Source organism: Williamsia sp. Y844 (assembly GCF_056786475.1).
This window is the reverse complement of record NZ_JBXCJB010000001.1, coordinates 2,461,526-2,488,283: the sequence shown is the minus strand read 5'-3', so window position 1 is coordinate 2,488,283 and position 26,758 is coordinate 2,461,526. Positions and strand designations below refer to the sequence as shown.

The window sequence follows — 26,758 nt, the reverse complement described above, 5'->3', positions numbered from 1 at the left end:
CAACCGCCCGCGAACCCTAGGATCTTCACCATGACTGCCATCCCGACCACTGACGCCGACCACTCGGCCCCACACGGGTACATCAACGACAAGAAGAAGTACCTCGCCCGCCTCAAGCGCATCGAGGGTCAGGCCCGGGGTATCCACCGCATGGTCGACGAAGAGCAGTACTGCATCGACATCCTCACCCAGATCTCCGCACTGACCAAGGCTGTCGAAAGCGTCGCCCTGGGTTTGCTCGATGACCACCTGCGGCACTGTGTGGTCGACGCCGCCAAGGCCGGGGGTGAGGAAGCCGAGCTGAAACTCGCAGAAGCATCCGCCGCCATCGCCCGATTGGTCCGATCCTGATCTCCTCGGAGTTCCGCACCCGGCCGTGACCACTCTCGACACGGGTCACACCGGGACCTGTGACAAACTCGCTGCCATGCTCGACGATGACCGCCCACGCCCTTCCACCCGGCTCCGCCCTCGCGCCAAGCTGGCCCTGCGCGCCGCCGCTGCCGCCCGCTGGGCCTCGCAGAAGACCGGCCGCGGCAAAGGCTCCATGATCGGCGGCCTGGTCGCCTTGAAGATCGATCCGGACCTGCTCGGCGAGCTGGGTCGCGGCAAGCGCACCGTGATCATCACCGGGACCAACGGCAAGTCCACAACCACCCGGATGACGGCCGCAGCGCTCGCGTCACTCGGGGAGGTCGCATCGCAGGCCGACGGCGCCAACATGGACGCCGGCATCGTGGCAGCGCTCTCGCTGCACCCGAACGCGAAGCTCGCGGCCCTCGAGGTCGACGAACTGCACGTGCCCCATGTCAGCGACGCCGTCGAACCCGAGGTGATCGTCCTGCTGAACCTCTCCCGGGATCAGCTCGATCGGGTCGGCGAGATCAACATGATCGAACGGCGACTGCGCGAGGGCATCGCCCGGCATCCACAGGCGACGGTCATCGCCAACTGCGACGACGTGCTCGTCTCGTCCGCCGCCTACGACGCCCCGAATGTGGTGTGGGTCGCCGCGGGTGCGGGCTGGGCCAACGACTCGGTCAGCTGCCCACGCTCCGGAGAGCCGATCGTGCGCGAAGGCGATCACTGGTACTCCCCCGGCATCGATTTCAAACGGCCCCAACCTGATTGGTGGTTCGACGAGACGCACGTGTACGGGCCCAACGGCTTCTCCCACCCGATGGAACTCGCCGTGCCCGGCAAGGCGAACCGCGGAAACGCCACACAGGCGATCGCCGCGGCCACGGCGATGGGCGCCGACCCCGAATCGGCCACCGCAGCGGCGGGCACGGTCGGCGAGGTGGCAGGCCGGTATGGCGTGCATCAGATCGGACCGCATCGCGTGCGTGTGCTGCTGGCCAAGAACCCCGCCGGCTGGCAAGAAGCCATGTCGATGATCGACCAGGACGCCGAAGGGCTGGTCATCGCGGTCAACGGTCAGGTGCCCGACGGTGAGGACCTGAGCTGGCTCTGGGATGTGCGTTTCGAGGAGTTCGAGAACATTCAGGTGGTTGCCGCCGGGGAACGGGCCACCGACCTCGGTGTGCGACTTCTCTACGCGGGCGCCGAACACACCACGATCACCGACCCGATGGCAGCGATCGCCTCCTGCCCACCGGGGCGGGTCGAGGTGCTCGCGAACTACACCGCATTCCGCGACCTCGGGATCGCAATGGACCGCGCGGAGAAGGGAATCCGCTGACATGAGCGAATCGACATTGCGCATCGGCCTGGTACTGCCCGACGTGATGGGCACGTACGGCGACGGCGGAAACGCCCTGATCCTGCGGCAGCGCGCCCGGATGCGCGGCATCGAAGCCGAGATCATCCAGATCACGCTTGCCGATCCGGTTCCCGAGTCCCTCGACGTCTACACCCTCGGCGGTGCCGAGGACTACGCACAGCGTCTGGCGACCCGGCATCTGACGAAATACCCAGGCCTGCAACGAGCCGCCGAAGCCGGACGGCCGGTGCTGGCGATCTGCGCCGCCATCCAGGTGCTCGGGCACTGGTACGAGACGTCGGCCGGTGAACGGGTGGACGGCATCTCGATGCTCGACCTGACCACCACACCGCAAAAGACCCGCAGCATTGGTGAACTCATCACCGATCCGCTTCCGGAGTCCGGCTTGACCGCGCCACTCACCGGTTTCGAGAACCACCGCGGCGGCACCACTCTGGGCCCGGACGCCCGCCCGCTGGCCCGCGTCAAACACGGTGTCGGCAACGGTGCAGGCGAAAGAATCGAAGGCGCCGTACAGGGTTCGGTGATCAGCACCTATCTGCACGGTCCGGCGCTGGCCCGCAATCCGGAGCTCGCCGACCTGCTGCTGTCTCGGGCGCTCGGCGTGGACAAGCTCGCGCCACTGGACCTACCCGAGGTCGAGCGCCTGCGTCGTGAGCGTCTGGCGGCCGGCCGCCGAGGCTGACACCGATGACGAAACCGACTGTGCCACAACGGGGTGGCACAACTCCACAGAACCGCCTCCCCACAAAGGCCCCGCTGGTGTTCGCGCTGGGACTCGTTGTTCTCGCCGTGGTCGTGACCGCCACCTGGGCGATCACCTGGTCGGTGACCGGCAATGACGATGCCGCGTCGGCGCCGCCAACCACGACCGAGTCCGTCCCTGCGACCTCAGTGGTCGACACCGTCCGGGCAACCACCGAATCGCTGTACAACTTCACGCCGGACACCATCAACGCGACGGTGAAATCAGCTCAGGCGTCACTCTGCGGACATGCCCTCGATCAGTGGAACGAGACCGCAAAGACGTTGCCCCGCATCGTCGCCGACACCAATCGCAGTGTGGCGACCTCCAATGCCCACTACGGGATCGCCTCGCAAGATGAGACCACCGCAACGGTGCTCGCCTTCTTCACCCTCGACACCACCGAGAACAACACCCCTGCCGCGCCTGCCACCACAGCCATAGAGTTCACCGTGGACCGCACCGCCGTCCCGACGTGCATCAGCGCGATGGAGGTGCTGTGATGACCGTCGAATCACCCACACCCCAGCGCCCTGCGGGTTCCGGCCGTCACGTCCGCACCGCGATCATCCTGGCGGTGGTTCTTGTTGCCGTCATGGCCCTGACCATCGCGCTGGCCACCCTGACCGCACCGGATGACGACGCCGACGCCGCACCGCCCACCACACCTGTCCCGGTGATCGACGATCAGCAGGCCCGCGACATCGCCGATGTGGTCACCCGCAGCATGTTCGAGATCAGCCCGGCGACCAGTGACACCCAAATCGCAACGTTCAAGGACAACACCTGCGGCGAGTTCGCAGACTCGGCGCTGCCCAATCTGATCTCGTTCACCGACGAGCTCAAGACCCAGAACCGCACCAGCACAGTCACATTCGAGTCGGTCGCCGTAACACCTCACATCCCGAGCTCGCCATCGGCACAGGTCCTGGTCGCAGCCTCCTGGCAATCCGGTGACGCGGTCAACCAATCCCGCATCGTGTACGACGTGATCGTGCAGAATGGAAAGACCTGCATCACGAAGGCACAGTTCCTGTAATAGCCGGCGGAGGTGACCGGTCACGCGACAACCATGGGGCGACCGGGGTCATACGTTGCGAGATCGCAGCGAGGCCGGTCAGATGCTGGCCAAAGCGCTGATCGCCCGCGATGCCGATCTCGTCGACAATCCTGCGGTCACCGTCTTCGGCCTCGCCCGCGGTGGGGTGCCGGTCGCGTGGGAGGTCGCTGCCGCACTGCACGCACCCCTCGACGCCTGCATCATCCGCAAGCTCGGTGTCCCCACCAATCCGGAGCTGGCGTTGGGCGCGGTGGCCTTCGGCGGCGCTCCGGCCATCAGCCGGCGCGTGGTCTCCGAGTTCGGCGTCACCGACCAGCAACTTCGCGACATCGTCGATGCCGAGACCCACGAGCTCGTGAGACGCGAACAGAAGTACCGGGCCGGCAGGCCGCCGGTCGCCATGGCCGGCCGGATCGCCATCCTGGTCGACGACGGACTCGCCACCGGAGCGAGCATGCGGGCCGCGATCGAGGCCGCCCGATTGCTGGAGCCCACACGATTGATCGTCGCGGTGGGTGTCGCGCCGCAATCGGCCATCTCCGAGATCACACCGCTGGTCGACGACCTCGTCTGCGTGAGCACGCCTGCCGATTTCCGGGCTGTCGGTCAGTGGTACGAGCGATTCGAGCAGGTCTCCGACGCCACCGTGTGCAAGCTTCTGGCCCATCCGATCACGTGACCGACAGTGCGGTCGACGTCCGAGGCACGCTGCGGGGCCTCGTTTTCAGCAAAGAGAATCTAGAGTTCACCGGCGGCAAATTGCGCATCGTGAATATCCCTGTGGCGCTGCGCATTTTCCGGAATCCTGCGATCCTTAGTCTCGGTCTACTCCTGCCCTGCGAAGCCAAGGCTCGCGGCGCCTGCCCACTCGTGGGCAATAAACAGATCGGGGATCGTCTTGTCGGCTCGGCCGCGCAAGCCTTTACGGCACCTGCTCCATGGCGGTATCGCTGCGATGGTCTTGAGCCTGACACTCGTGACCTTCGGCAGCAGCGGTGTGATCGGCCAGGTGGGTTCGGCGGCCGCCACGCCGGTGCAACCGTCGACGTCCCCTCCGAGCACCGCCCCGACAGAGTGTGTCGGCTCGAATTTTGCGACCCTCGGCGGCATCTACGATGCCGTCTTTGACTCGCTGCTACCCCAGATGCCCGAGCAGGTGAAGCGGGACGCCGCCTCGATCAAAGCCGACGCCCACCGTGACATGGACGGCCTGCGCGTGTCGTCGCTGGCGATCTCGAACCACCCGGTCGGGCTCGGCGCGTCCGAGGATTCCCCGAGTCTCCAATACCGGGACCCGCTGTCGCAGTACATCCTGACGCAGCTGATGAACATCCGGAACGGCACCGAGTACGAAGCGATCACCCTCGAGAACATGACCTTGTCGCAGGCCGTCGAGACCGTGTACCTCTACCTCTACATCACCGTCATCATCCCGATGACACTGGTGGCAGGGACCATTCCGCCGATCATGCCGATCGGCCCCGTCAGCCTCGGCCTGTTGATCTCTCTGCCGCTGAGCCTTGGTTCGATGGCGATCAACATGGTCAAAGAAGCGTTGAGCGCCGCGCTCCTCGATGCCTGCATCGTCTCGGTCACCCAGGACCAGAAGGACCGGGCCGGTCAGCCCGTGAAAGACCTCCGCTTTCCGAATCGAGTGCCACAGATACTCACCGACATCGCCGGACAGGTACTGATCGCCGAAGACAAGACCTGCCCCTCGGTGGGATCGCTGCCGCTGTCCCGGATCGTCGACCGCACCTCCCACTATCTGCAGGCCACCACGGATGCAAAGACAGGAGCGCAGGTTACCGACCAGACCGCGCGGCTCCGCGACTTCATGAGCCGGGCCCAGGTCCCGCACAACCTCATCCCGGAAGATCCTGCGGACTTCGGAACCATCGAGACACTGATGGCCCTCGGACTCGGGTTTGTTCCCTACGTCGGCGGAGCGCCGACCCAGGCCATCACCGGCCTGGTGGGCAACCACCTCAAGGGCGCGGACATGTCCGAGACCGTCCCGCTATCGGAGTTGACGGTCACCAAGTCGATGACCGCGGGCTATTACGCCTACGCCCTGAGCACCCACGTGTTCAACCTGGCCTTCACCCAGAGCAAGCCGGCTACGGCCTCGGTGTTGCAGCTACTGCTTCCCACGCTGACCCCGGAGCAGTTGACGCAGCTGATACCGAACCCCGGAAGCCTGATCAACGCACCGAACACCTACGGACTCATCGTGTACCACAACGTACTTCGATCAGTGTGTCTGGCCGAGGACAACACCGGACCTGCGCGCTGACCGATGTGGGCGCCCAAGCCACAGCGGTGAGGGCCGTCTGAACCGATCAGCTCGTCGCGGGCCCGAGAACGTACTCGGGCACGATTTCGCAGAAGTCACGGGTCTGATCGACGGCAAACCAGCCGCGCTCGAAATCCTGCCAGCGGCGCAGGTTTTCACGTTGCGCCTCACCGTCCCGCGCAACCCCACGCTCCAGTCGCTGTTCCTCGGTGCCACCGTCGAGCCAGAGCGCACGTTTGAGATGGCTGCGCACCGGCACGCGAGCACTCGACACGCCCTCGATGATCAGCAACGGTTCCCACCGCAGCCAGACCCGTGGACCGAGTTCCGGTTTGCCATCACGCCACACCCTGGGGTGAAAACGAAAATCGTGCCCTCGCCAATACGACCGCAGCACTTCTTCTTCCAGCTCCGGCCACCATCCCACCGGGTCGTCCCAGGTGGCGAAGTCGTCGGTACGGATCAGCACAACCCGGGTCCGCAGCTCTCGGAGCCTGGCCACCAGCGCATCGGCAAACGTCGATTTCCCGGCACCCGACGGACCGTCGATCGCGACGATGCCCGATTTCAGTTGCCGGGCAAGGCTATCCGTCCAGGTTTGGTCGACCATCGCCGGAGCCTAGGTCAGCACACGACGACCGGACAGCGCCCGGCCCAGTGTCAGTTCGTCGGCAAACTCCAGGTCGCCGCCCATCGGGAGGCCCGAGGCCAGCCTGGTCACCGACAGCCCGGGGAAATCACGGAGCATGCGTTGCAGGTAGGTGGCGGTGGCCTCACCCTCCGTATTCGGATCGGTGGCCACGATCACCTCGCTGACGTCGACGCCGTCTTCCTGATTTCCCAAGCGGCGCAGTAGTTCCCGAATCCGAAGTTGATCCGGACCGATACCGCCCAGCGGATCGAGTGCGCCGCCGAGCACGTGGTAGCGACCGGAGAATTCTTTCGTCCTCTCGATGGCCTGCACATCTTTGGGTTCTTCGACCACGCAGATCTTGCTCGCATCCCGTCGCGCGTCACGACAGATGCGGCAGCGCGCCTGGGCGGATACGTTGCCGCAGACCTCGCAGAACACCACATCGTCACGGACATGGACCAGCGACGCGGTCAGGCGATCGATGTCGCCTGCCGGAACAGCCATCAGGTGAAAGGCGATGCGTTGAGCACCCTTCGGACCGAGTCCCGGCAGCTTGGCCAGCTCGTCGATCAAGTCCTGGATCGGGCCTTCATACACCGGTGGTTACCCGCCCAGGCCGGGGAAACCGCCGCCGAGACCGCCGAGGCCTCCGGCCAGCGGACCCATCTTCTGCTGCGTCAGCGCATCACGCTTGTCCGCAAGGTCGGCGAGAGCTCCCACGATCAGGTCCTGCAGTGTCTCCACGTCATCGGCGTCGACAACCTTGGGATCGATCGTCACCGAGGTCACCTCACCGGTGCCGCTACCGGTGATGGTCACCAGGCCGCCACCAGCGGTGCCGGTCACCTCGGCCGCAGAGATCTCGGCTTGAGCGGCCAGTAGTTGCTGCTGCATCTCCTGAGCCTGTTGGAGGAGTCCGGCCATCGGGTTGTCTGGTTGCACTTGAATCTTGTCCTTGCGTCGAATCGTCTGTTGTCGAACCTGCTGCGTCAGCGCCCACGGGCACTCACCGGCGCGTCATGCGTTCCAGATGAGCGGCGATGTCATCGATGGTATCGCCGTCAGCGGGCTTGGCCTCGAATCGCAGTCGCGCGTTGCCCCCGAACATCCGCGACGCCAGGGGCGAGAGCGCGAATTCGAACTCACCACCGTCGCGTTGCCAGGCCACGATCCCCTGCTCCACCGCAGGCCCGGCACCGGTGCTGATCTGGTAGATCGCAGATTCCGAGGTACTCGACGCCGGTGTCTGAGGCAGGTCACGCTGCACCTGAAAGCAGTCGCCGGACTCGTCGTCGAGAAAGACGACAACCTCACAGGCGAGGTCCTCGTAGCGGTCATAGGAAACGACGATGGCCATGGGTCCTCCTTCAGTGCAGGTTGCGGACGCTCTCGAAACGACGGCGCCGCCCGGTCAGGGGGTCGTCGAACTCCACAGCGTAGGCCAGCAGTTGCAGCGGGCTGGAGAAGTCACCGTGATCGGGTGCGGCCGCCACATCCGGCCGGACCTCGGGATACAGGGGATCACCGTCGATCGGGATTCCGAGGCCGGACATGTGCAGCCGTAGCTGATGGGTGCGGCCGGTCTGCGGGAGTAAACGGTAGACACCGTGGTCACCGGCGGTGTCGGTGAGCTCGATGCGCGAGATCGCGTTCACCTCACCGGGAACCACCCGGGCCCGCAGGTCACCGGAGTCCTTCAAGATGCGGTTCCGAACGGTCACGGGCAACTCGAGGTCGCCTGCAAGAGGTGCCCGGGCGCGATACTCCTTGTCGACCCGGCGGTCGGCGAACAACAACTGGTACGGCGCCCGAGCCTGCGGCCGCAGACTGAACATCAGGACACCCGCAGTGAGCCGATCCAGCCGGTGCACCGGGCTGATCTGCGGATTGTCGAGCTCTCTCCGCAACCGCACCAGCGCGGTCTGCACCACGTGCGCGCCGCGCGGCATGGTCGCCAAGAAGTGCGGCTTGTCGACCACCACTAGGTTGTCGTCGAGGTGAATGATCGGCATCTCGAACGGGATCTGCGTCTCGTCCGGCAGGTCGCGATAGAAGTAGATCGGACGTCCCACCTCGGCAGGTCCGGCCAGATCGACCCGATCGCCTGCGATGTCGAGCACCTCCCCCTGCGCGGCCCGCACCGACAGGTCGGCCACCGAGAGTCCGGCGCAGGCCGGTGCCGCCAGCATGGCCTCGGCGACGGTGACATCCGAGCGCCGCAGCACCACCCGGGTCGGGTCGACACCGTCCCGCAATGGCAGCGGCGACGGTCTACGGTTCCTCAACAGGGATTCTTCAGCGCGCCCGGACGTGACCGATCAGCCGCGTTCGACGTGCGACTTCAGGTTCCCGAGCACCTCGGCCTGGATCTTGCCCAGGCCCTTGGGCGCAAAGGTCTTCTCGAAGAAGCCACCGATACCGCCTGCACCCTGCCAGGTGGTGACGGTGGTGACCTTCGAACCCGTACCCAGCGGTTGCACCTGGTAGGTGGTGATCATCGATGAGTTGGCGTCGGTCTCGGTGATCGTCGAACCCACCTGATCCACAGAGGCCTGAACATTGCGCGAGCGCTTCGACGTCGCGTGCAGAGTCCACTTGGCGACGGTCCCGGCACCGACCCCACCAGCGACCACGGCGTAGTCGCGATACTGCGCGGGAAGGATGGCCGGCCTGACGGTCTGGTAGTCGGACAGCGCCGCCAGAACCTGCTCGGGCGCGGCATTGATTTCAATCGACTGTGATGCGGTTACCTGTGCCACGAAAAAATCACCTTCCGGTTTGTGATGCTTTAGACCCCTGAGCCTGCCAGAACAACATGCGGACCCTCCGAAGTGGCATGCACTGGACGGTAGTCCTAGGCTCTAATGCGTGCCGAGGGTTATGGGTTCCGTGTCCGGTCGCGCCGCCTTCGATGAAGGAGTCGCGACGCTGCTGGCGAGTTATCGGGCAATTCCGGCTTCCGGTAGGGTCCGTCTGGCCAAAAAGACATCCAACCTTTTCCGCAAACGAGCCAAGAATCCGTACCCCGGCCTCGACGTCTCCGGACTCGGCCGGGTGATCTCCGTCGATGTGGCCGCGCGCACCGCGGATGTCGCAGGGATGTGCACCTACGAGGAACTCGTCGCCACCACGCTCAAATATGGACTTGCCCCGAAGGTCGTTCCGCAGCTCAAGACGATCACCCTCGGTGGCGCCGTGACCGGCCTCGGTATCGAGTCGACGTCGTTTCGCAACGGGTTGCCGCACGAGTCGGTCCTCGAAATCGACATCCTCACCGGCGCCGGTGAGATCGTCACCACCTCACCAACCAGTGAGAACTCGGATCTGTTCTTCGGATTCCCCAATTCCTACGGCACCCTTGGCTATTCGACACGGCTGCGGATCGAGCTCGAAGAGGTTGCACCGTTTGTGGACCTGCGCCACGTCCGGTTCACCACGGTCGAGGCACTCCAATCCGCGATGGCACAGATCGTAGACGACGGCGAGTTCGACGGTGAACGCGTGGATTACCTTGACGGAGTGGTCTTCTCGGCCGCCGAGAGCTACCTGATCCTCGGTCGGCAGACCACCGCAGGCGGCCCGGTGAGCGACTACACCGGCGAACAGATCTTCTACCGCTCCATCCAGCACTCCGCGGACTCGACACCAATCCGCGACCGCCTCACCATCTCGGACTACCTCTGGCGGTGGGATACCGACTGGTTCTGGTGTTCCCGCGCATTCGGTGCGCAGAGCCCTCGCATCCGGCGGTTGTGGCCCAAGAAACTGTTGCGCAGCAGCTTCTACTGGAAGCTGATCGGCCTCGATCACCGATTCAACGTCGGGGACAAGCTCAATGCCCGCAAAGGCGAGCCCCCGAATGAACGCGTGGTCCAGGACATCGAGGTGCCGATCGAGCGGACCGCCGAGTTCATCGCGTGGTTTCTCGAGAACATCCCCATCGAACCGATCTGGCTCTGCCCCCTACGACTTCGCGAACCGGCACTGCCCGGCGCCGACACCCACCGGCCGTGGCCGCTGTACCCCCTCGAACCTGCCCGGACCTACGTCAACGTGGGTTTCTGGTCGGCGGTACCCAAGCGCGACGACCAGCCCGATGGCTACGCAAATCGTCTGATCGAGATCAAGGTGTCCGAACTCGGTGGTCACAAGTCGCTGTATTCCGAGTCTTTTTACGGCAAAGAAGAGTTCGATGAACTGTACGGCGGGGAGCCCTACCGCCTGTTGAAGAAACACTATGACTCAGGGTCGCGGCTCCTCGACCTCTATGCAAAGGCGGTGCAACGTCAGTGACGACATTCAAAGAAAATGACCTCACTTCCGGATCGGTGGTAGGTCCCAAGCTCAGCTTGGCCGAAGTCGTCGAAGCGTTTGCGGGTGGAGATCTGAACGTGCGGGTGACCGCGTACGACGGCAGCTCGGCAGGTCCCGAAGACGCCGAGTACGGCGTGGAGTTGGTGACACCCCGGGGAACCACGTATCTGGCAACAGCTCCCGGAGACCTCGGACTGGCCCGGGCCTACATCGCCGGCGACCTCAAGCTGCACGGTGCGCCCGGCGGTGATCCGTACGACGCACTTCGGGCACTGGCCGAGGACCTCCATTTCGAACGGCCCTCCGCACGTGTGATGGCACAGATCACGCGCTCGATCGGTCTGGAACACTTCAAGCTGATCGCACCGCCACCACAGGAACAGCTTCCGCGGTGGCGCCGGATCGCAGAGGGTTTGCGGCACAGCCGGACCCGCGACGCAGAGGCCATCCACTACCACTACGACGTTTCCAACGCCTTCTACGAGCTGGTCCTCGGACCATCGATGACCTACACGTGCGCCTGCTACCCCGAGCGGGAAGCAAGCCTCGAGGAGGCCCAGGAAAACAAATATCGCCTGGTGTTCGAGAAGTTGAAACTCAAGGCCGGTGACCGGCTGCTCGACATCGGCTGCGGCTGGGGCTCGATGGTCCGGTACGCCGCACGACAGGGCGTCCACGTCATCGGCGTGACCCTGTCAGCCGAGCAGGCGCAGTACGCACAGCAGGCCATCATCGACGAAGGCCTCAGCGACTTCGCCGAGGTCCGGCACAGTGACTACCGCGATATCACCGAAGAAGGTTTCGACGCCGTCTCGTCGATCGGTCTGACCGAGCACATCGGGATCGCGAACTACCCGTCGTACTTCAAGTTCATCCGGGCCAAGTTGCGTGATGGCGGAATCCTGTTGAATCACTGCATCACCCGCCCCAACAACAGATCAAAGGGCAAGGCGGGCGCATTCATCGATCGATACGTGTTCCCCGACGGTGAACTCACCGGTTCGGGCACGATCATCTCCGCGATCCAGGACGTCGGTTCGATGGAGGTTCTCCACGAGGAGAACCTGCGCGAGCACTACGCGATGACACTGCGCGACTGGAACAAGAACCTCGTCGAGAACTGGGATGCCGCCGTCGAGGAAGTCGGCGAAGGTACCGCCCGGCTCTGGGGCCTCTACATGGCCGGTTGCCGACTCGGTTTCGACCGCAACATCATTCAGCTCCACCAGGTCCTGGCAGTCAAGCTCGACAAGGACGGCGGCAACGGCGGACTTCCGCTGCGCCCGTGGTGGCAGGCCTAACCTCCGCAACGCAAACGCACCCGTTCCAGTCAAAAGCACACGTTGCAGCGTGTGCTTTTGACTGGAACGGGTGTACCTGTCGCTTACCTAGTTGATCGGCGTGGCGCCGAGCTCACTCCTCAGCAGCGCGATCGCGATCTGCTCAGGGTCCTGACGCGGATCCGGTGTGGAATTGCGTGCGGTGGCGACCATTTCGTTGCGCTCGTCATCGGTGAGGTCTTCGTCTTTGACGGGCTCGGGAGCCGGTTCCGGTTCAGGCTCCGGTTCGGGTGACTCTTCGTCGCCTGCGCTCGGGGTGGCCGGAGCGCCGCGGCTCGGCCTGGTGTAGGTGGCCTGTTTCGTCTCGGGCTTGCGGGTATCGGTTTGTGCGGTCTGGGTTTTCGGCATTGCCGGCATCGCGGACGCCGCGTGCACCTGCACCTGCCAGGCGCCGCCGAAAACATGTGTCATCGCCGCGTTGATCACGTCCACCGCGTGCTGCGAACTCAACCGCTGAACGAGCGGCTGCGAGTCGTGACTCAGGATCAAGGTGCTGCCGTCGACCCCACGGACCGAGGCACCCGAGAGCATCACCTCGGTCACCTTGTTGGCGGCTCGAACCGCAGACCGAACCTCTTGCCACTTCGCCTGCACCGCAGCCAGATCGAGACCAGCGGTTGCGACCTTGGGCTCCGGTTCGACCTGTGGCGCGGGCTCACCGTGATGATCGGGCTCCGGCTCGAAATCTGGTTCGGGCGGCGGCGGGACATCATCGAACGGCGATGCCGACTCGAGCTCCTGAACGGGCTCCGATTCCGGTTCCGGCGCCGTTTCTGGCACGGGCGTTGTCGATGTTTCAGGCGCGGACGCTGGTTCGGGCGCCGCCTCTGGCTCCGCCGCGACCGAAACCGGCTGCGGCACAGGCACGAGCGCGGGCTCGAGATCGAGCACTGGCTCGGCTTCTGGCTCGAGATCGAGCACTGGCTCGGTTTCTGGCTCGAGTTCGAGCACCGGCTCTGGCTCTGGCTCGAGTGCCAGCGCAGGTTCGGGTTCGGGCTCAGACTCAGGCTCAGGCTCGGGCTCGGGCTCGAGTGCAAGCTCAGGGGTCGGTTCGGGTTCGGGCTCCGGAACCGGTGCAGGTTCTACGACCGGTGCAGGTTCCGCGACAGGCGCGGGTTCAGGTTCCGGCTGCGGCGCGGGAGTCGGTTCGGGTTCCGGGGTGGGGGCCGGCACCGGTTCCGGGGTGGGGACCGGAGTCGGTGCAGGCGCCTGCGCGGCCTCCGGCTCCGATTCGGTGACGTCGTCCTCCTGTTTGCGCTGCGACGGTCGGACAAACTTTGAGGGTGCCGCGTCGATCGGGGCCGCCGCCGGAGCCGCCGACGATACCGGCGAAGGCCCGGACACCGCGGACGCACCATCGGCCGAAACGGCGATCACGCCACTGGCGAGCTGGGACTCGATGCGCTCGATCCGTTGCAGCACACCGGATTCCGAATCCGAGGAGGCCGGCAGCAGCATCCGGGCGCACATCACTTCCAGGAGCAGCCTCGGGGATGTGGTCCCGCGCATCTCCCCCAGTGCGTCATGGACGGTCTCGGCGAATCGGGTGAGTGTGCCCGCTTCGAGCCGGGCGACCTGGGCGACCATCTGCTCGACCTGATCGTCCGGGGCCTCGACGAGTCCTCGCTGCGCGGCATCGGGGACGGCGTTCATCAGGATCAGGTCCCGCAGTCGTTCGAGCAGGTCGACCGCGAACCGGCGGGGATCGTGGCCGGCGTCCACCACGGCCTCGACCGTCCCGAACAGTGCGGCGCCGTCGTGGTCGGCCAGTGCGTTGATGGCGTCGTCGATCAACGCCACATCGGTGACACCCAGCAGAGTCAACGCCCGTTGATAAGTGACACCTTCTGGGCCGGCACCGGCGAGCAATTGGTCGAGAACACTGAGCGAGTCACGCGGAGAACCGCCGCCCGCCCGGATCACCAGCGGGAACACCGCCGGTTCGACGGTGACGTGCTCGCTCGTGCAGATGCGTTCGAGCAGTCCGCGCATGGTCGCCGGAGCCAGCAACCGGAACGGGTAGTGATGGGTCCGCGACCGGATGGTCGGCAAGACCTTCTCGGGCTCGGTGGTCGCGAAGATGAAGATCAGATGCTCTGGTGGCTCTTCCACGATCTTGAGCAGCGCGTTGAAACCCGCGTTGCTGACCATGTGGGCCTCGTCGATGATGAACACCCGGTAGCGCGACTCGGCAGGCGCATAGAACGCCTGATCGCGCAGTTCACGGGTGTCGTCGACACCACCGTGGCTGGCGGCGTCGAGTTCGATCACGTCCATGTTGCCCGGGCCACCCGGACCCAGCGCGATGCACGACGAGCAGACGCCACATGGTGTCGATGTGGGCCCCTCCACGCAGTTCAGCGAACGGGCAAGGATGCGAGCCGACGACGTCTTGCCACAACCACGAGGACCCGAGAACAGGTAGGCATGGTTGATCCGGCCGGAGTTCAGGGCCACACCCAAGGGCTCGGTGACATGCTCCTGCCCGACAACTTCGGCGAAGGTCGCGGGGCGATAAGTCCGGTAAAGAGCCACGGTGCGAGACTACCGGCGAGGTACGACGGCCGCGGGGTCGGCCAGTTGTTGCCTGAACCGAATCGTGTGCTGATCACTCAGACCGAGCACCGGTGTCCAGATCAGAAGCCGTCGCTAGTCGCGCAAACTGTCCCGGACCGCGACTTCGACCGGTTCAGGGGCAGGTTTCGGTGTCCGCAGCCTCCGGAACTCTGCAGGCCCCCAAAGAACCAGTGTCGCCAAAGCCGTGACCCCGAAGACCCACAGATACGGCTCGGATGAGAACCAACGCAGCCAGTCCGGGAACGGTGTCATGAACATGCCCGTCCCGTAGAACGGCGTGAATCCCATTGCGCCTGCGGGCAGGTGGTTGCGCCAGGTGAAGGCTGTGGTGAACAGCGCCGCCGGGAGCAACAGCGTCACCGGCAACATCCAGGTCCTCCCGGAGCGCCACGCCGCGATGGGCAGGTGGACCAGGTAGACGAGCAAGGGTACGAACCAGACCCAGTGGTGTCCCCAACTGAACGGGGAGACCGCGGTCGCCGTCATGCCGGTCAGGCACAGCGCCAGGAGTTCCTGCCCATGCCGATGCGCGAGGTAGGCCGCGCCCATCCCGACAACAACCGCGACGACCACCAGCACCGCCCACAACACCTGATTGGGATCGACGGTTTTGAACGCCGTGGCGAGCGCGCCCTTGATCGACTGATTGCTTGGTGCATCGATCGGACCGACGCGTTCGGAGTTGATCACCCGATCGGTCCAGTACTTCCACGATTGCCCAGGTGTCACCAGGAACCCGAGAACAATCGTGCACAGGATGGTGACGGCGGCAACCACAATCGCGCGCCAGCGTCGGGTGACCGCGAGGTACAGGACGAAGAAGCCCGGGGTGAGTTTGATGCCAGCCGCGAGACCGACGCCGAGCCCCTTGAGCCGACTGCCATCTGGCCGCAGCAGATCCCACAGCACGATCGCCATCAAGAAGACGTTGATCTGTCCGTACCAAATGGTGGTCCGAACCGGTTCGAGCAACGTCGAGCAGCACACCAGCGCCGCGGAGACCACCAGCAACCGCCAGTCGACGCGGTAACCGAGGCTCCGAAATGACGCGACGATCACGTAGAACAGGGCCGCGAAGATCAGTGCGGTCCACACCAACTCGGCCATGGAAACGTCCAGCCAGGCAAACGGCTGGAAGACGATGGTCGAGAACGGGGTGTAGGTGTACAGCAGCCCGTTCGGCAGCATCGGGGCCTCGTACAGCGGTTGCCCGTGCATCAGGTGCAGTGCGCCCTGACGGTAGACATGCAGGTCGACCTGGTTTTCGAAGAGGCCGAAGACCTTGGTGTCCAGTGGGATGAAGGTGACCTGGACGTAGACCGCAAGCAGAGCAGCGACCACAAACCCGGCGAGCAACCAGGAACTGGTCGGGAAACGAAGACGCGTCGAAGAAGGCGTGGCGTCGTCAGTGGGCACTTCTCCGCCTTCCCCCAGCAGTGACTTCGCCAGAAATATTAGCCCGGCAGCACCCGTTCGGCCCTGCGGCTTGCCGTGAGGCAGATCACGCTGACGACAGCGACCACCAGGAACATCCAGTTGTAAGGGTCGTAGGTGAACCACCGGAGCCAAGTGATCCCGAACTTGTGGAACAGTCCGGTGAAGTAGCCGTCGGGTAGAACCCGCTCGATCTGCAGCACCGGATGGTCCCGGTAGGTACGCCAGACGAAGGTGGTGAGCAGCATCGCCAGCGCACCTACCGCGGCGAGGATCCGGAGCGCAGGCGTCCGTGCAGACAGCACCAGATGCACCACGATCACCAGCATCGGAACCACCCACACCCAGTGATGACCCCACGACATCGGCGACACCACCGTGCCCGTCATCCCGACCAGTGTGATCGCCAGCAGCTCGTGGCCGGCGCGATGGGCAAGTGAGGCCCCGACCATGCCGAGCACCAACGCCGCCAGCGCCAGCGTGCCCCACACGAGGATGTTCGGGCTGTCCGTCTGCCCCAGGTTCGCCAGGGCGCCGCGGATGGACTGATTGCCGACGGTGTTGGGCGCTCCCACCCGTTCGGAGTCGATGAACGTCCCACTCCAGTACTTCCACGAGTCCCGCGGCATCACGAGAAAACCGAGGACCACGGTTCCGACGAGTCCGGCACAGGCAACGACCACCGACCGCCAGTTCCGGTTGATCGCCAGATAGAAAACGAAGATCAACGGCGTCAGTTTGATGCCTGCCGCGATCCCGACACCCAGACCGCGCAGCCGACTGTCCTTTTCGCGCAACAGGTCCCACAAGATCAACAGCATCAGGAACACGTTGATCTGGCCGTACCACATCGTCGTGCGCACCGGCTCCATCAACGTGGAGATCAACACCAGCGACATCGCCATCGTCCGCACCGACCAGGTGATCCGATAGCCGAGACTCTTGAAGCTGAGCGTCATCACGAAGTACAGCGCGATGAAGATGCCCGCCATCCACACGACTCGGGCCATCTCCACGGTCATCAACGCAAACGGAACGAAGACGAACACCGACGCCGGGGCATACGTGTAGTCCATGACACCGACGAGCTTTGCCTCGTACAGCCGGTGCCCATCGATGACGGCCTGGGCACCCTGCCGGTAGACCTCGAGGTCGAGCTGGTTACCGAACAGACCCCAATAGGGCTCGTCCAGCGGGACCGCGAGGTGCTGTAGCCAGATCGCCAGCAGTCCGAGGACCACGGAGACCACCACGACGGCGGCGGGCCACGGCACGGTCCGCTCCGGACGGGGTTCTCCTGCGGTTTTCTCCGTGTGCGACCCTGCGGTGACGGACTCGGGGTCCATCGGATTGCGCTCGCTCAACGACCTGTCCGGTCACCACACGCGTGCATGGTCAGCTCTGCTGTTCGAGTAACTGCTCCGCCGACGCGAGCAGGACACAGGTCGCCACGCCGTCCATGGCCGCACGAAGCTCCTCGAGGCCGGGGAACGTCGGGGCCAAGCGGATGTTGCGGTCGTTCGGGTCTTTTTTGTACGGGAACGCCGAGCCGGCACCCGTCAGCGAGATCCCGGCTTCCTTGGCCAGCGTGATGACCCGGGCAGCGGTGCCGTCGATGACGTCGAGGCTGATGAAGTAGCCACCCTCGGGTTCGGTCCAGGACGCGACCTTGGCGCCGCCGAGCCGTTCTTCCAGGATCTGCAACACCATCGCGAACTTCGGCACCAGCAACTCACGATGCTTGGCCATGTGGGCCCGGACGCCATCGGCATCGGTGAAGAAGCGAAGGTGACGCAGTTGGTTCAGCTTGTCCGGACCGATCGTCTTGATCGATACGTGGCGCTGGTACCAGGCCAGGTTCTCGGCGGACGAACCGAAGAACGAGACACCGGCTCCGGCAAAGGTGATCTTGGACGTCGAGGCAAGGACCAACGGCCGGTTCGGGTTACCCGCAGCGGCCGCGAGTCCGAGAACATCGATCGGGGCCGGGGGCTCGTCGACGAGGGTGTGCACGGCGTAGGCGTTGTCCCAGATGATGCGGAAGTCAGGAGCCGCGCTCTTCATCGACATCAGGCCGCGGGCGACCTCGGGGCTGTAGGTCGCGCCGGTCGGGTTCGAGTACGTCGGCACGCACCACATGCCCTTGATCTGGGGGTCCGATGCGACCAGGTCCGCGCAGAACGCGACGTCGGGACCGTCGTCGTTCATCGGCACGGTGATCATCTCGATCCCGTAGGACTCGGTGATCGCGAAATGACGGTCGTAGCCGGGCGACGGGCACAGGAACTTGATCGGGCCGTGCCCCCACGGCTCAGCGGAATCGGGGGTGCCGTGCAGAAGGCCGAACACGACCAGGTCGTGCATGATCTCCAGGCTGGCATTGCCGCCTGCCAGGAGATTGTCGGTGGGGATACCGAGCAGTTCGCCGAAGATCGCGCGCAGCTCGGGCAGACCGGTGACGCCGCCGTAGTTGCGGGTGTCGGTTCCGTTGCCGTCGCGGTAGTCGTCGGCACCGGGCAGTGACAGCAGTTCGGCCGACAGGTCGAGTTGCGCGGGGGACGGCTTGCCTCGGGTGAGGTCCAACTTGAGGCCGGCATCGACGAGCGCTTGATACTTCGCACGCAGCTCGGATTGGGTGGCGGTCAGCTGGTCAGCACTCATCGAGTGGAAATTCACTACGGCCTTTCCCGGAACGGCCCCGCCCCGGAACTGTGGTTGCGCGGAGGTACGCGCAGAACAGCGGATCTTCTCGGTAACAAAGTAGGGGACCCCGCGCACCCGGCAGAGCCCGCTGACCCTTGCTGCCTTCCGGCCCTGGGGGAGTTCACAGGATGCTCGCCGCGCGGGATCCAGAAACGAGTGTAGCGGGCCGACCGCAGAGAGCGAAAACTTACCCACTGAGCAGCCCGTTTTTGGTGAGTCCGCCTGTAGCCGGTAAGCTGCCGGACGGAGGATTCGCCTAGTGGCCTATGGCGCTCGCCTGGAACGCGGGTTGGGTTAATAGCCCTCAGGGGTTCGAATCCCCTATCCTCCGCCAGAAGGTCGAAACATCGAGATCGCCCCGCATTTCCATGCGGGGCGATCTTGCTTTTCAGGGGGCCTCGACCGTCCCGGCAAACGGATGGGTCAGGTGTCGTTCCTGGCGCGTGATGGCTGCACCCGTTTGGGTTCACCCGGCATCTTCGGATAGCTCGGCGGATACGGCATGTCCCCCAATCCATCTCGTTCATCTCGCGCCACCAGTTCGAGGAGTGGTTCGAGGCTGCTTCGATGAGAGTCGATGCCGGACATGGGATCACCGCGCTTCTCGAGCAGACCTGGGACAGTCGCGATGGTGCAGTCCAACGGGTCGACGTCAGCGAGCTCATCCCAGGTGACCGGTGTCGAGACGGTGGCCGTCGGGGTGCGACGGGCCGAGTAGCCGGCGGCCATGGTCCGGTCGCGCGCGTTCTGGTTGAAGTCGACGAAGATCCGTTCCCCGCGTTCTTCCTTCCACCACGACGTGGTGATCGCCGAACTGTCGCGGCGTTCGAGCTCTCGGGCCAGCGCGATGACGGCCCGCCGGGTCGAGATGAAGTCCCATTTCGGTTCGATCGGCACGAACACGTGCAGACCGCGACCACCCGAGGTCTTCGGATAGCCGTGCAACCCCAGCTCATCGAGTAGCGGACGCAGTACGTCGATCGCCACCCGCCGCGCGTCCGAGAAATCGGTTCCGGGTTGCGGGTCCAGGTCGATGCGAAGCTGATCGGGGTGATCGTTGTCCGGTGCGATGGTGGGCCATGGATGGAACGTGATCGTTCCGAGGTTGGCGGCCCAGACGATGTCCGGTGCGCTGGTTGTCCGGATGGCATCGGCCTTACGCCCCGACGGGAACGTGATCGAGGTCGACTGCACGTGCTCGGGGCGTTTGGCCGCGACCCGCTTCTGGTAGATCTCCTCGCCCTCGATCCCATCGGGGAAGCGCTGCAGGAACGTCGGGCGATCACGTAGTGCGGTCAACAGCGCACCCTGCAGAGCAACGGCGCGGTAGTACCCGACGAGATCGCGTTTGCGGCCACCGTTCTCACCGAGTTGCGGAAAGTAGATCTTGTCCGGATTCGACAGTCGCACAGGCGTTCCGTCGACATCGAGTTCCTCAGCCGGTGATCTGGCCATCAGTTCCGTCCCTCCAGTACGTCGAACAGGTCGTAGGTCAACGGCACCTCGAGTTGGTCGTAGCCGCAGCTCCCCGGCTCGCGATCCGGACGCCAGCGCACGAACTGGACCGTGTGGCGAAACCTTTGCCCTTCCATCTGGTCATAGCCGACCTCGACCACAAGCTCCGGACGGATCGGAAACCATTGTGCGGAACCCTTTTCCTTCCACCGGCTGGGTTCACCTTCGGCGACGTTGTCCGGGTCCAGGCGCATCGGTTCGAGCAGTTGCTGCAACTCGATCCGTTTGGCGTCGGAGAACGCTCCGGCCCCGCCGACCATCCGCAATTCCCCCTCGTCGTACAGGCCGAGCAACATCGAGCCGAGTCCCGTTCCACTCTTGTGGACGCGATAGCCGATCACCACGCAGTCGGCGCTGCGCTTGTGTTTGACCTTGACCATCTCGCGTTTGCCCGGGACATAGCGGCCATCAAGACGTTTACTGACCACTCCGTCGAGGCCGGCGCCCTCGAACTCGGAGAACCATTGGCGCGCCAGCTCGGCATCGGTGGTCACCCGGCTGACCCGGCAACGACCGGCGCCGGGTATCGCCTCGAGCAGCGCCGCCCGACGGACCGAGAACGCCTCGCTCGTCAGGTCCCGGTCCCCCACCGCCAGCGCATCGAAGCCGATGAACATCGCCGGGGTCTGCTCGGCGAGCATCGTCACGCGGGACTTGGCGGGGTGGATCCGGATCGACAACGCATCCCAGCTGAGGCGCCGGACGCCGCCCAGATCCGCCTGGACACCGATCTCGCCGTCGACAACAACCTTGTCGGGCAACTCATCTCGGGCCGCCTCGATCAGCTCCGGAAAGTAGCGGCCCAGGTCTTTGCCACCGCGCGACCCGATGACGACCTCATCGCCGTCACGGAAGATGATGGCACGAAATCCGTCCCACTTGGGCTCGTGCGACCACACCTCGGCGCCGGGTTCGTCAGGAATCTTTACCGCAGCCTTGGCCAGCATCGGCACCACCGGCGGCATCACAGGGAGGTCCATGACGGTCCATACTTCCACTTGTAGGCTCGTGGGGTGGACTATCGCGGCGGTGGACGGTACGCGCCGTCACCGTCAGGTGACCTGCACGTCGGTAATCTTCGAACGGCGCTGTTGGCCTGGATGTTTGCCCGAACCACCGGCCGGACATTTCGGATGCGGATGGAAGACCTCGATCGGGTGGCGGCCGGATCCGCGGAACGGCAACTCGCTGACCTCGCCGAACTCGGCATCGACTGGGATCCGCCGATCATGTGGCAGTCCCAGCGGCTCGCCAACTACAACAAGGCGATCGCTGAACTGCAGAGCCGCGGCCTCACCTACAACTGCTACTGCACCCGGCGCGAGATCCTGGAAGCGCCGTCGGCGCCGCACGGCCCCGCGGGCGCGTACCCCGGGACCTGCCGGAATCTGACAACCGCTGCGGAGCAGGCCCACCTCGACGCCGGACGACGACCGGCGATCCGACTGCGCGCCGACGTCACCGAGTTCACCGTGTCCGATGTGCTCAAAGGTCGGTTCACCGGCCCGGTCGACGATTTTGTGTTGCGCCGCGGCGACGGGATCCCGGCATACAACCTCGCGGTGGTCATCGACGACAACGCGCAGGCCGTCGATCAGGTTGTCCGCGGCGACGACCTACTGAGTTCGGCGCCCCGGCAGAGTTATCTGGCAACAATGCTCGGGCTGACCCCTCCCTCGTACGCACATGTCCCGATGGTCTTGAACACCGAGCACAAACGGCTGGCCAAACGCGACGGCGCCGTCACCCTGGCCGATCTGGAGGTCGGCGGCGTGGACAGTCAGCGTGTCCTGTCGCTGATCGCGAACTCGTTGAATCTCGCGGATCCCGGCGAGGCGGTCTCCGCCGACCTGATGCTCGCCCGGTTCGTTCCGGCAAGCCTGCCATCCGAACCGTGGATTCTCGATCCTGCAGACCTACTGCGCCGCTGACGCATAGGCGCTGGTCGACGGTCATTCAATCGGGATATCTATCGGTTCGGCTCTCGTTTCAGCCGACACTCCCGGCTTAAGGTCACTCATCAAATCGACAACCGACGGGGGCATACCCCGCGAGAGGACGTTCCCATGAGTGGCCCCCAGTACCCCGGATCCGAGCCGTATCCAGGCCCGAGCGCCAACCCTCCCCCGCTACAAAAACCGGGTTCCTACCCGCCACCGTCGAACGGCGGATCTCCCTACGGACAACCCGCGGGCCCCGCCGGCGGGCCAGGTCCCCAGTACGGTCAGCCGGGGCCGCAACCCGGACCGCCATCCGGCCCCGGAGCACCGGCCGATGTGGGAATCCGCTTGGCCGCCAGGGTCATCGACTGGTTCATCGTCGCGATTCCGATGAACATCATCTACACGGTGCTGTTCTGGGTGGCCCCGTGGTTCATCGCACTGGCCGTGGGTTTCGTGCTGTCCTTCGCGGCGTTCGCGTATTTCGTCTACTTCGAGACCCAGCAAGAAGGCGCGACCGTTGCCAAAAAGCTACTGAAGCTCAAAGTTGTTGGTGCGCAGGGCGGAATTCCGACCATCGATGAATCCACCAAGCGCAACGCCTGGATGCTCGTCGGCGTCCTGGCCTGGTTGCCGGTGTTCTTCCTGCCACTGTTCCTCGGCTTCATCTGGATCGGGCTGGCCGTCTCCATCGCCGTCACGATCAACAGCGACCCGCGCAATCAGGGGTGGCACGACAAGTTCGCAGGCGGCACCTCGGTCGTCAAGACCGCCTGATCACTTGGCCGCGGCGCCCGCGTAGTACCGGCCGAGGAACTCGTCCCGGAACTCGAAATAGTTGCCGTCGATGATGGCCTGGCGCGCCCGCGCCACCAGCGTCACGATGAAGTGTTCATTGTGAATGGTGCAGAGTGTGGCCGCCAGGCCTTCTTTGGCCTTGAACAGGTGATGAATGTACGCACGCGTGTATTGCGTTGTGTAGTTATGCATTTCAGGGTCCAGCGGCGTGAAGTCGCGGCGGAACCGGCTGTTGGTCACGTTGTAGCGACCATCGAGTGAATAGATCGCACCGTTGCGTGCCACGCGGGACGGCGAGACGCAGTCGAACGTGTCGATACCGCTTTCGATCGCGGTGAAGATGTCGTCGGGTTCGCTGATGCCGAGCAGGTGCCGGGCCTTGTCGACCGGCAATTCCTCGTTGACCCACCGGACGATGGTGCCGAGATTCTGCTTCTCGAGTGCGCCGCCGATGCCGTAGCCACCAAAACCGCGACCGCCTTCTGCGACATCTTTTTCACTCATCGTCACCAGGTCGCGAGCCGCTTTGCGCCGCAGATCCTCGTACTGCGCGCCCTGGATGACACCCCACAGCGACTGCAACGGACGATGGCTGCGCTCAGAGGTGAGCCGATTGTGTTCGGCCAGACAGCGAATCGCCCACAGTCGGGTCCGCTCGAGTGAAGTCTCTTGGTAGGCGCGGGTATTCATCAATGTGGTGAGTTCGTCGAACCCGAAGATGATGTCGGCGCCGAGCTGATGTTGGATCTGCATCGAGACCTCCGGCGTGAACCGGTGGGTCGAACCATCGAGATGCGACTTGAACGTCACACCGTCATCGTCGACGCGGGCCAGTCGTTCCTTGCCCTCGGCGATGACGTCATCGTTCTGCATTCCGGTGAGGTCCATCGCGATGACCTTTTTGAACCCGGCTCCCAGCGACATGACCTGGAAACCACCGCTGTCGGTGAATGTCGGTCCGGGCCAGTTCATGAACTTTCCGAGACCACCGGCCTCGTCGATGATGTCCGGGCCCGGCTGCAGGTACAGGTGATAGGCGTTCGCGAGAACCGCCTGCGCACCGAGGTCACGGACGGCTTCCGGCACAACCGTTTTGACGGTCGCTTTGGTGCCTACCGGAACAAAAGCCGGCGTCTGGATGTCCCCGTGTGGGGTGCTGATCACACCGGTGCGGCCGAGGGTGCCGGGCAGGGTGGCCCCGACCGTGAAAGTACGGTCGGGGCCTTCGTCGATATCGCTCACCGCTGCATCCTCGCAGCCGGTGACCCTGCCCGGCAAAACAGACGCCTGCGCCGGGATCTGACGCGGGTCAGATCTTCACCTCGGCATCCGACTCGCGGGCCGCCTCCTCGGCAGCCAGCGTCTTGTTCAGCTTTTCGCCTTCGATGTCGACGTCGGGCAGGATCTTGTCCAGCCACTTCGGCAGCGACCATGCCTTGTCACCGAGTAGTGCGAGCACTGCCGGGATCACGGTCATGCGGATGACAAAGGCATCGAAGAAGACCGCTGCGGCCAGCGCGAAACCCATCGCCTTGATGAAGACCATGTCTTGCAACATGAATGCGGCAAACACCGAGATCATGATCGCGGCTGCCGCAGCCACCACCCGGGCGCTGTGACTGAAGCCGTCGACGATGGAGTCCTTGGCAGACTTCCCGTGCACGTAGGCCTCCCGCATACGACTGACCAGGAACACCTGATAGTCCATCGCCAGGCCGAACACGATGCCGATCAGGATGATCGGCAAGAAGCTGACCAGCGGTTGCGGATTGCCCACCAGCCCCAGGTCACCGTTGGTGAAGATCGCCACCGTGGCACCGAAAGTGGCACCGATGCTGAGAAGGAAGCCCAACGCGGCGGTCAACGGCACCAGGATCGACCTGAAGACGATCATCAGCAAGATGAACGCCAAGCCCACGACCACGATCAGATACGGGACGAGCGCCGACGAGAGCTTGTCGGAGACGTCGATCTCGATGGCGGTCTGGCCGGTGACGCCGTAGGTCAGCCCGGCGCTGTCGGTAACCCCGGATTCCATCCCGCGCAGTTCCTTGACCAGGTCCGTGGTTGCGTCGTCTCCGGCAGCACTGTCCGGGATCACCGAGATGATGGCGGTTTCGGTGTTGCTGCTGATGTCTCCGGGGCTGATCACGGCAGCCGAGACATCGTCTACCCCGCGGATCTGGTCGACCAGACCGTCGAAAGCCTCGATCCGCTGCGATTCACCCTCGACACCGCTGCCGTCGACGACCACCACAAACGGATTGTTCACGCCCGGCCCGAAGCCTTCGGAGACCATGTCGTAGGCCTGGCGCTGTGTGGTGCTCGGATCACCGTTGCCATCGTTCGGCAACCCTAGTTTGAGTCCGGTCATCGGGATCGTGATCAGCGCCAGCAGCACGATGCCACCGATGGCGAAGACAGCCGGGCGCCGGACGACCTGATTGATCCAGCGCTGACCGTTGTGGCGGCGAGCCGGGTCGTGCGGTGTCACATCCGGCGGGTTGAGCGACTTGATGCGTGCGCCGAACACCTTCTCGCCGAAGATGCCGAGGATGGCGGGCAGCAGGGTCAACGCGACGAGAACGGCAACCAGGACGGTGCCTGCCGCGGCCAGACCCATGGCTGTCAGGAACGGGATGTTGACGATGAACAGAGCCGCCAGGGCGATGAACACGGTGGCACCGGCGAACACCACTGCCGAACCGGCCGTGCCGACAGCTTTACCGGCAGCTTCGGCGCGGGTCTTGGACCGATGCACTTCATGCCGGTACCGCGACAGAATGAACAGTGCGTAGTCGATACCCACCGCCAGGCCGATCATCGTGGCCAAGATCGGGGTCTCGGAGCTCAGGTCGAAGAAGAACGTCGCTGCGGTGACGCCCATCATGCCGATGCCCACACCGATGATCGCGGTGATCAGAGGCATGCCCCACGCCACCAGCGATGCGAAGGTCAGGATCATCACGATGGCACCCACGGCGACACCGATCAGCTCGGACGTCATACCCATTGCCGCCTGGGGCAATGCGGTGCCTGACATCTCGACGGTCAGACCACTGGCACGAGCCTGGTCGGCAATCTCATCCATCTGGGTCTGGGCGGTTTCACTGACGTCGGCTGCTGCCTCGACATCAAACGCGGCGCCCAACTGGACCATCGTGGCGTCGGCATTGATCGGCGAGGTGACCTGCGCGTCGGCCTGCGCCTCCTCCGGCGAGGTACCAAAGGTCTGCTCGTTGAACTGCACCACCGCATCGCGACCCGAACCCGGGTTCTGCTGCGTTCCGTAGGTGTCGAACGGATTCGCGATCGACTCAGGCGCCTTGACCCCGTCGAACTGCTTCATCTGATCGACCATCGTGTTGATGGCGGCCTGATACTGCGGGTCGGTCAGTTTGGCACCGTCGGGTGCCTGCACCACGTAGCTGATCGCGATGTTCTCAGAGAATTTCGGCTTCTCCGGGAAGGCCTCGACCATCTTGTCCTGGGCCTCGACCGAAGAGACACCGGGAATGGTGAAACTCTCCGAGGTCGGCTTCGACAGGGTCGCGGCGGCCACGCCCATCCCGACAAGCACCAGCAGCCAGATCGCCACCATCTTGAATTTGTTCAGATAGGCCCATCTGCCTATCCGGTAAAGATATGTAGCCACGTG

General features: G+C 64.5%; 25 protein-coding genes, 1 tRNA gene and 1 other RNA gene. 12 read left to right on the top strand and 15 right to left on the bottom strand.

What is annotated here, in order from left to right; genetic code table 11:
- The first annotated feature begins 30 nt into the window (after positions 1–30).
- The 7 genes from AC1TQG_RS11390 to AC1TQG_RS11360 all read left to right on the top strand — a co-directional run bounded on the left by AC1TQG_RS11390 (position 31) and on the right by AC1TQG_RS11360 (position 5,845).
- The gene (locus tag AC1TQG_RS11390) at positions 31–351 is read left to right on the top strand and encodes a metal-sensitive transcriptional regulator (RefSeq protein ID WP_482137008.1); all 321 of its coding nucleotides are present in this window, start codon (positions 31–33) and stop codon (positions 349–351) included.
- Between the two features lie 76 nt (positions 352–427).
- Positions 428–1,702 (top strand): MurT ligase domain-containing protein, encoded by a 1,275-nt coding sequence (locus AC1TQG_RS11385; RefSeq protein WP_482137333.1) that lies wholly within the window; start codon positions 428–430, stop codon positions 1,700–1,702.
- 1 nt (position 1,703) lies between these two features.
- On the top strand, positions 1,704–2,429 hold the full coding sequence (locus tag AC1TQG_RS11380) for a type 1 glutamine amidotransferase (protein WP_482137007.1): 726 nt from the start codon (positions 1,704–1,706) through the stop codon (positions 2,427–2,429).
- Between the two features lie 5 nt (positions 2,430–2,434).
- Positions 2,435–2,992, top strand: a complete 558-nt coding sequence (locus AC1TQG_RS11375; protein WP_482137006.1) for a hypothetical protein — start codon at positions 2,435–2,437, stop codon at positions 2,990–2,992.
- The gene (locus AC1TQG_RS11370) at positions 2,992–3,528 is read left to right on the top strand and encodes a hypothetical protein (RefSeq protein WP_482137005.1); all 537 of its coding nucleotides are present in this window, start codon (positions 2,992–2,994) and stop codon (positions 3,526–3,528) included. The genes AC1TQG_RS11375 and AC1TQG_RS11370 overlap by 1 nt, the downstream gene beginning before the upstream one ends.
- 55 nt (positions 3,529–3,583) lie before the next feature.
- Positions 3,584–4,228, top strand: coding sequence for a phosphoribosyltransferase (locus AC1TQG_RS11365; RefSeq protein WP_482137004.1), 645 nt, complete (start codon positions 3,584–3,586; stop codon positions 4,226–4,228).
- 297 nt (positions 4,229–4,525) lie between these two features.
- Positions 4,526–5,845, top strand: a complete 1,320-nt coding sequence (locus AC1TQG_RS11360) for a hypothetical protein (RefSeq protein ID WP_482137003.1) — start codon at positions 4,526–4,528, stop codon at positions 5,843–5,845.
- Between the two features lie 46 nt (positions 5,846–5,891).
- Here the strand turns inward: AC1TQG_RS11360 and AC1TQG_RS11355 are convergent, their stop codons facing one another.
- From AC1TQG_RS11355 to AC1TQG_RS11330, 6 genes are all read right to left on the bottom strand, one after another.
- Positions 5,892–6,455: a uridine kinase family protein gene (locus tag AC1TQG_RS11355; protein WP_482137002.1), complete on the bottom strand. Its 564-nt coding sequence runs from the start codon at positions 6,453–6,455 to the stop codon at positions 5,892–5,894.
- A 9-nt stretch (positions 6,456–6,464) separates the two neighbouring features.
- Positions 6,465–7,076 carry a recombination mediator RecR gene (gene recR / locus AC1TQG_RS11350; RefSeq protein WP_482137001.1) on the bottom strand — a complete coding sequence of 204 codons (612 nt, stop codon included), beginning with the start codon at positions 7,074–7,076 and terminating at the stop codon, positions 6,465–6,467.
- A 6-nt stretch (positions 7,077–7,082) separates the two neighbouring features.
- Positions 7,083–7,403 carry a YbaB/EbfC family nucleoid-associated protein gene (locus AC1TQG_RS11345; RefSeq protein ID WP_482137332.1) on the bottom strand — a complete coding sequence of 107 codons (321 nt, stop codon included), beginning with the start codon at positions 7,401–7,403 and terminating at the stop codon, positions 7,083–7,085.
- 82 nt (positions 7,404–7,485) lie between these two features.
- Entirely contained in the window at positions 7,486–7,836 is a 351-nt protein-coding gene (locus AC1TQG_RS11340) for a hypothetical protein (protein WP_482137000.1), read from the bottom strand.
- Between the two features lie 10 nt (positions 7,837–7,846).
- Entirely contained in the window at positions 7,847–8,707 is an 861-nt protein-coding gene (locus AC1TQG_RS11335) for a pseudouridine synthase (RefSeq protein ID WP_482137331.1), read from the bottom strand.
- Between the two features lie 90 nt (positions 8,708–8,797).
- Entirely contained in the window at positions 8,798–9,238 is a 441-nt protein-coding gene (locus AC1TQG_RS11330; protein ID WP_482136999.1) for an SRPBCC family protein, read from the bottom strand.
- Positions 9,239–9,359: 121 nt separating this feature from the next.
- Here AC1TQG_RS11330 and AC1TQG_RS11325 point away from each other — a divergent pair, with 121 nt between their 5' ends.
- Together AC1TQG_RS11325 and AC1TQG_RS11320 are read left to right on the top strand one after the other, a co-directional pair.
- Positions 9,360–10,772: an FAD-binding protein gene (locus AC1TQG_RS11325; protein WP_482137330.1), complete on the top strand. Its 1,413-nt coding sequence runs from the start codon at positions 9,360–9,362 to the stop codon at positions 10,770–10,772.
- Entirely contained in the window at positions 10,769–12,094 is a 1,326-nt protein-coding gene (locus AC1TQG_RS11320; protein WP_482136998.1) for a class I SAM-dependent methyltransferase, read from the top strand. Before AC1TQG_RS11325 ends, AC1TQG_RS11320 begins: the two co-directional genes overlap by 4 nt.
- A gap of 87 nt (positions 12,095–12,181) precedes the next feature.
- Here the strand turns inward: AC1TQG_RS11320 and AC1TQG_RS11315 are convergent, their stop codons facing one another.
- From AC1TQG_RS11315 to ffs, 5 genes are all read right to left on the bottom strand, one after another.
- A complete protein-coding gene (locus AC1TQG_RS11315; RefSeq protein ID WP_482136997.1) occupies positions 12,182–14,668 on the bottom strand; it encodes a DNA polymerase III subunit gamma and tau in 2,487 nt (828 codons plus the stop codon).
- Between the two features lie 114 nt (positions 14,669–14,782).
- Positions 14,783–16,126: a glycosyltransferase 87 family protein gene (locus AC1TQG_RS11310; protein WP_482136996.1), complete on the bottom strand. Its 1,344-nt coding sequence runs from the start codon at positions 16,124–16,126 to the stop codon at positions 14,783–14,785.
- 38 nt (positions 16,127–16,164) lie between these two features.
- Positions 16,165–17,508 (bottom strand): glycosyltransferase 87 family protein, encoded by a 1,344-nt coding sequence (locus AC1TQG_RS11305; RefSeq protein WP_482136995.1) that lies wholly within the window; start codon positions 17,506–17,508, stop codon positions 16,165–16,167.
- Positions 17,509–17,539: 31 nt separating this feature from the next.
- Positions 17,540–18,820: an aspartate aminotransferase type Ic gene (locus tag AC1TQG_RS11300; RefSeq protein ID WP_482136994.1), complete on the bottom strand. Its 1,281-nt coding sequence runs from the start codon at positions 18,818–18,820 to the stop codon at positions 17,540–17,542.
- Between the two features lie 82 nt (positions 18,821–18,902).
- An RNA gene (ffs, locus tag AC1TQG_RS11295) (signal recognition particle sRNA small type) lies at positions 18,903–18,999 on the bottom strand.
- Between the two features lie 93 nt (positions 19,000–19,092).
- Between ffs and AC1TQG_RS11290 the strand changes: the two genes are divergently transcribed.
- Positions 19,093–19,181 (top strand) — tRNA-Ser (locus AC1TQG_RS11290).
- Between the two features lie 89 nt (positions 19,182–19,270).
- Here AC1TQG_RS11290 and AC1TQG_RS11285 read toward each other — a convergent pair.
- Both AC1TQG_RS11285 and AC1TQG_RS11280 read right to left on the bottom strand, forming a co-directional pair.
- A complete protein-coding gene (locus AC1TQG_RS11285; RefSeq protein ID WP_482137329.1) occupies positions 19,271–20,305 on the bottom strand; it encodes a DNA polymerase domain-containing protein in 1,035 nt (344 codons plus the stop codon).
- The gene (locus AC1TQG_RS11280; protein WP_482136993.1) at positions 20,302–21,342 is read right to left on the bottom strand and encodes an ATP-dependent DNA ligase; all 1,041 of its coding nucleotides are present in this window, start codon (positions 21,340–21,342) and stop codon (positions 20,302–20,304) included. Before AC1TQG_RS11280 ends, AC1TQG_RS11285 begins: the two co-directional genes overlap by 4 nt.
- Before the next feature lie 33 nt (positions 21,343–21,375).
- Here AC1TQG_RS11280 and gluQRS point away from each other — a divergent pair, with 33 nt between their 5' ends.
- Together gluQRS and AC1TQG_RS11270 are read left to right on the top strand one after the other, a co-directional pair.
- Complete coding sequence (gene gluQRS / locus AC1TQG_RS11275) at positions 21,376–22,293, top strand: tRNA glutamyl-Q(34) synthetase GluQRS (protein ID WP_482136992.1); 918 nt, start codon at positions 21,376–21,378, stop codon at positions 22,291–22,293.
- A 135-nt stretch (positions 22,294–22,428) separates the two neighbouring features.
- Entirely contained in the window at positions 22,429–23,079 is a 651-nt protein-coding gene (locus AC1TQG_RS11270; protein ID WP_482136991.1) for an RDD family protein, read from the top strand.
- Here the strand turns inward: AC1TQG_RS11270 and tgt are convergent, their stop codons facing one another.
- Together tgt and AC1TQG_RS11260 are read right to left on the bottom strand one after the other, a co-directional pair.
- Positions 23,080–24,342 carry a tRNA guanosine(34) transglycosylase Tgt gene (gene tgt / locus AC1TQG_RS11265; RefSeq protein WP_482136990.1) on the bottom strand — a complete coding sequence of 421 codons (1,263 nt, stop codon included), beginning with the start codon at positions 24,340–24,342 and terminating at the stop codon, positions 23,080–23,082. It lies immediately after the preceding gene.
- Positions 24,343–24,409: 67 nt separating this feature from the next.
- Positions 24,410–26,755 (bottom strand): MMPL family transporter, encoded by a 2,346-nt coding sequence (locus AC1TQG_RS11260; protein ID WP_482136989.1) that lies wholly within the window; start codon positions 26,753–26,755, stop codon positions 24,410–24,412.
- Between the last annotated feature and the right edge of the window lie 3 nt (positions 26,756–26,758).

What these genes read in the sequence shown, in the direction of transcription:
- AC1TQG_RS11390 (WP_482137008.1), top strand. Translation starts at nt 31, where the DNA reads ATGACTGCCATCCCGACCACTGACGCCGACCACTCGGCCCCACACGGG.
- AC1TQG_RS11385 (WP_482137333.1), top strand. Translation starts at nt 428, where the DNA reads ATGCTCGACGATGACCGCCCACGCCCTTCCACCCGGCTCCGCCCTCGC.
- AC1TQG_RS11380 (WP_482137007.1), top strand. Translation starts at nt 1,704, where the DNA reads ATGAGCGAATCGACATTGCGCATCGGCCTGGTACTGCCCGACGTGATG.
- AC1TQG_RS11375 (WP_482137006.1), top strand. Translation starts at nt 2,435, where the DNA reads ATGACGAAACCGACTGTGCCACAACGGGGTGGCACAACTCCACAGAAC.
- AC1TQG_RS11370 (WP_482137005.1), top strand. Translation starts at nt 2,992, where the DNA reads ATGACCGTCGAATCACCCACACCCCAGCGCCCTGCGGGTTCCGGCCGT.
- AC1TQG_RS11355 (WP_482137002.1), bottom strand. Translation starts at nt 6,455, where the DNA reads ATGGTCGACCAAACCTGGACGGATAGCCTTGCCCGGCAACTGAAATCG.
- AC1TQG_RS11345 (WP_482137332.1), bottom strand. Translation starts at nt 7,403, where the DNA reads ATGGCCGGACTCCTCCAACAGGCTCAGGAGATGCAGCAGCAACTACTG.
- AC1TQG_RS11340 (WP_482137000.1), bottom strand. Translation starts at nt 7,836, where the DNA reads ATGGCCATCGTCGTTTCCTATGACCGCTACGAGGACCTCGCCTGTGAG.
- AC1TQG_RS11325 (WP_482137330.1), top strand. Translation starts at nt 9,360, where the DNA reads ATGGGTTCCGTGTCCGGTCGCGCCGCCTTCGATGAAGGAGTCGCGACG.
- AC1TQG_RS11280 (WP_482136993.1), bottom strand. Translation starts at nt 21,342, where the DNA reads ATGGACCTCCCTGTGATGCCGCCGGTGGTGCCGATGCTGGCCAAGGCT.
- AC1TQG_RS11270 (WP_482136991.1), top strand. Translation starts at nt 22,429, where the DNA reads ATGAGTGGCCCCCAGTACCCCGGATCCGAGCCGTATCCAGGCCCGAGC.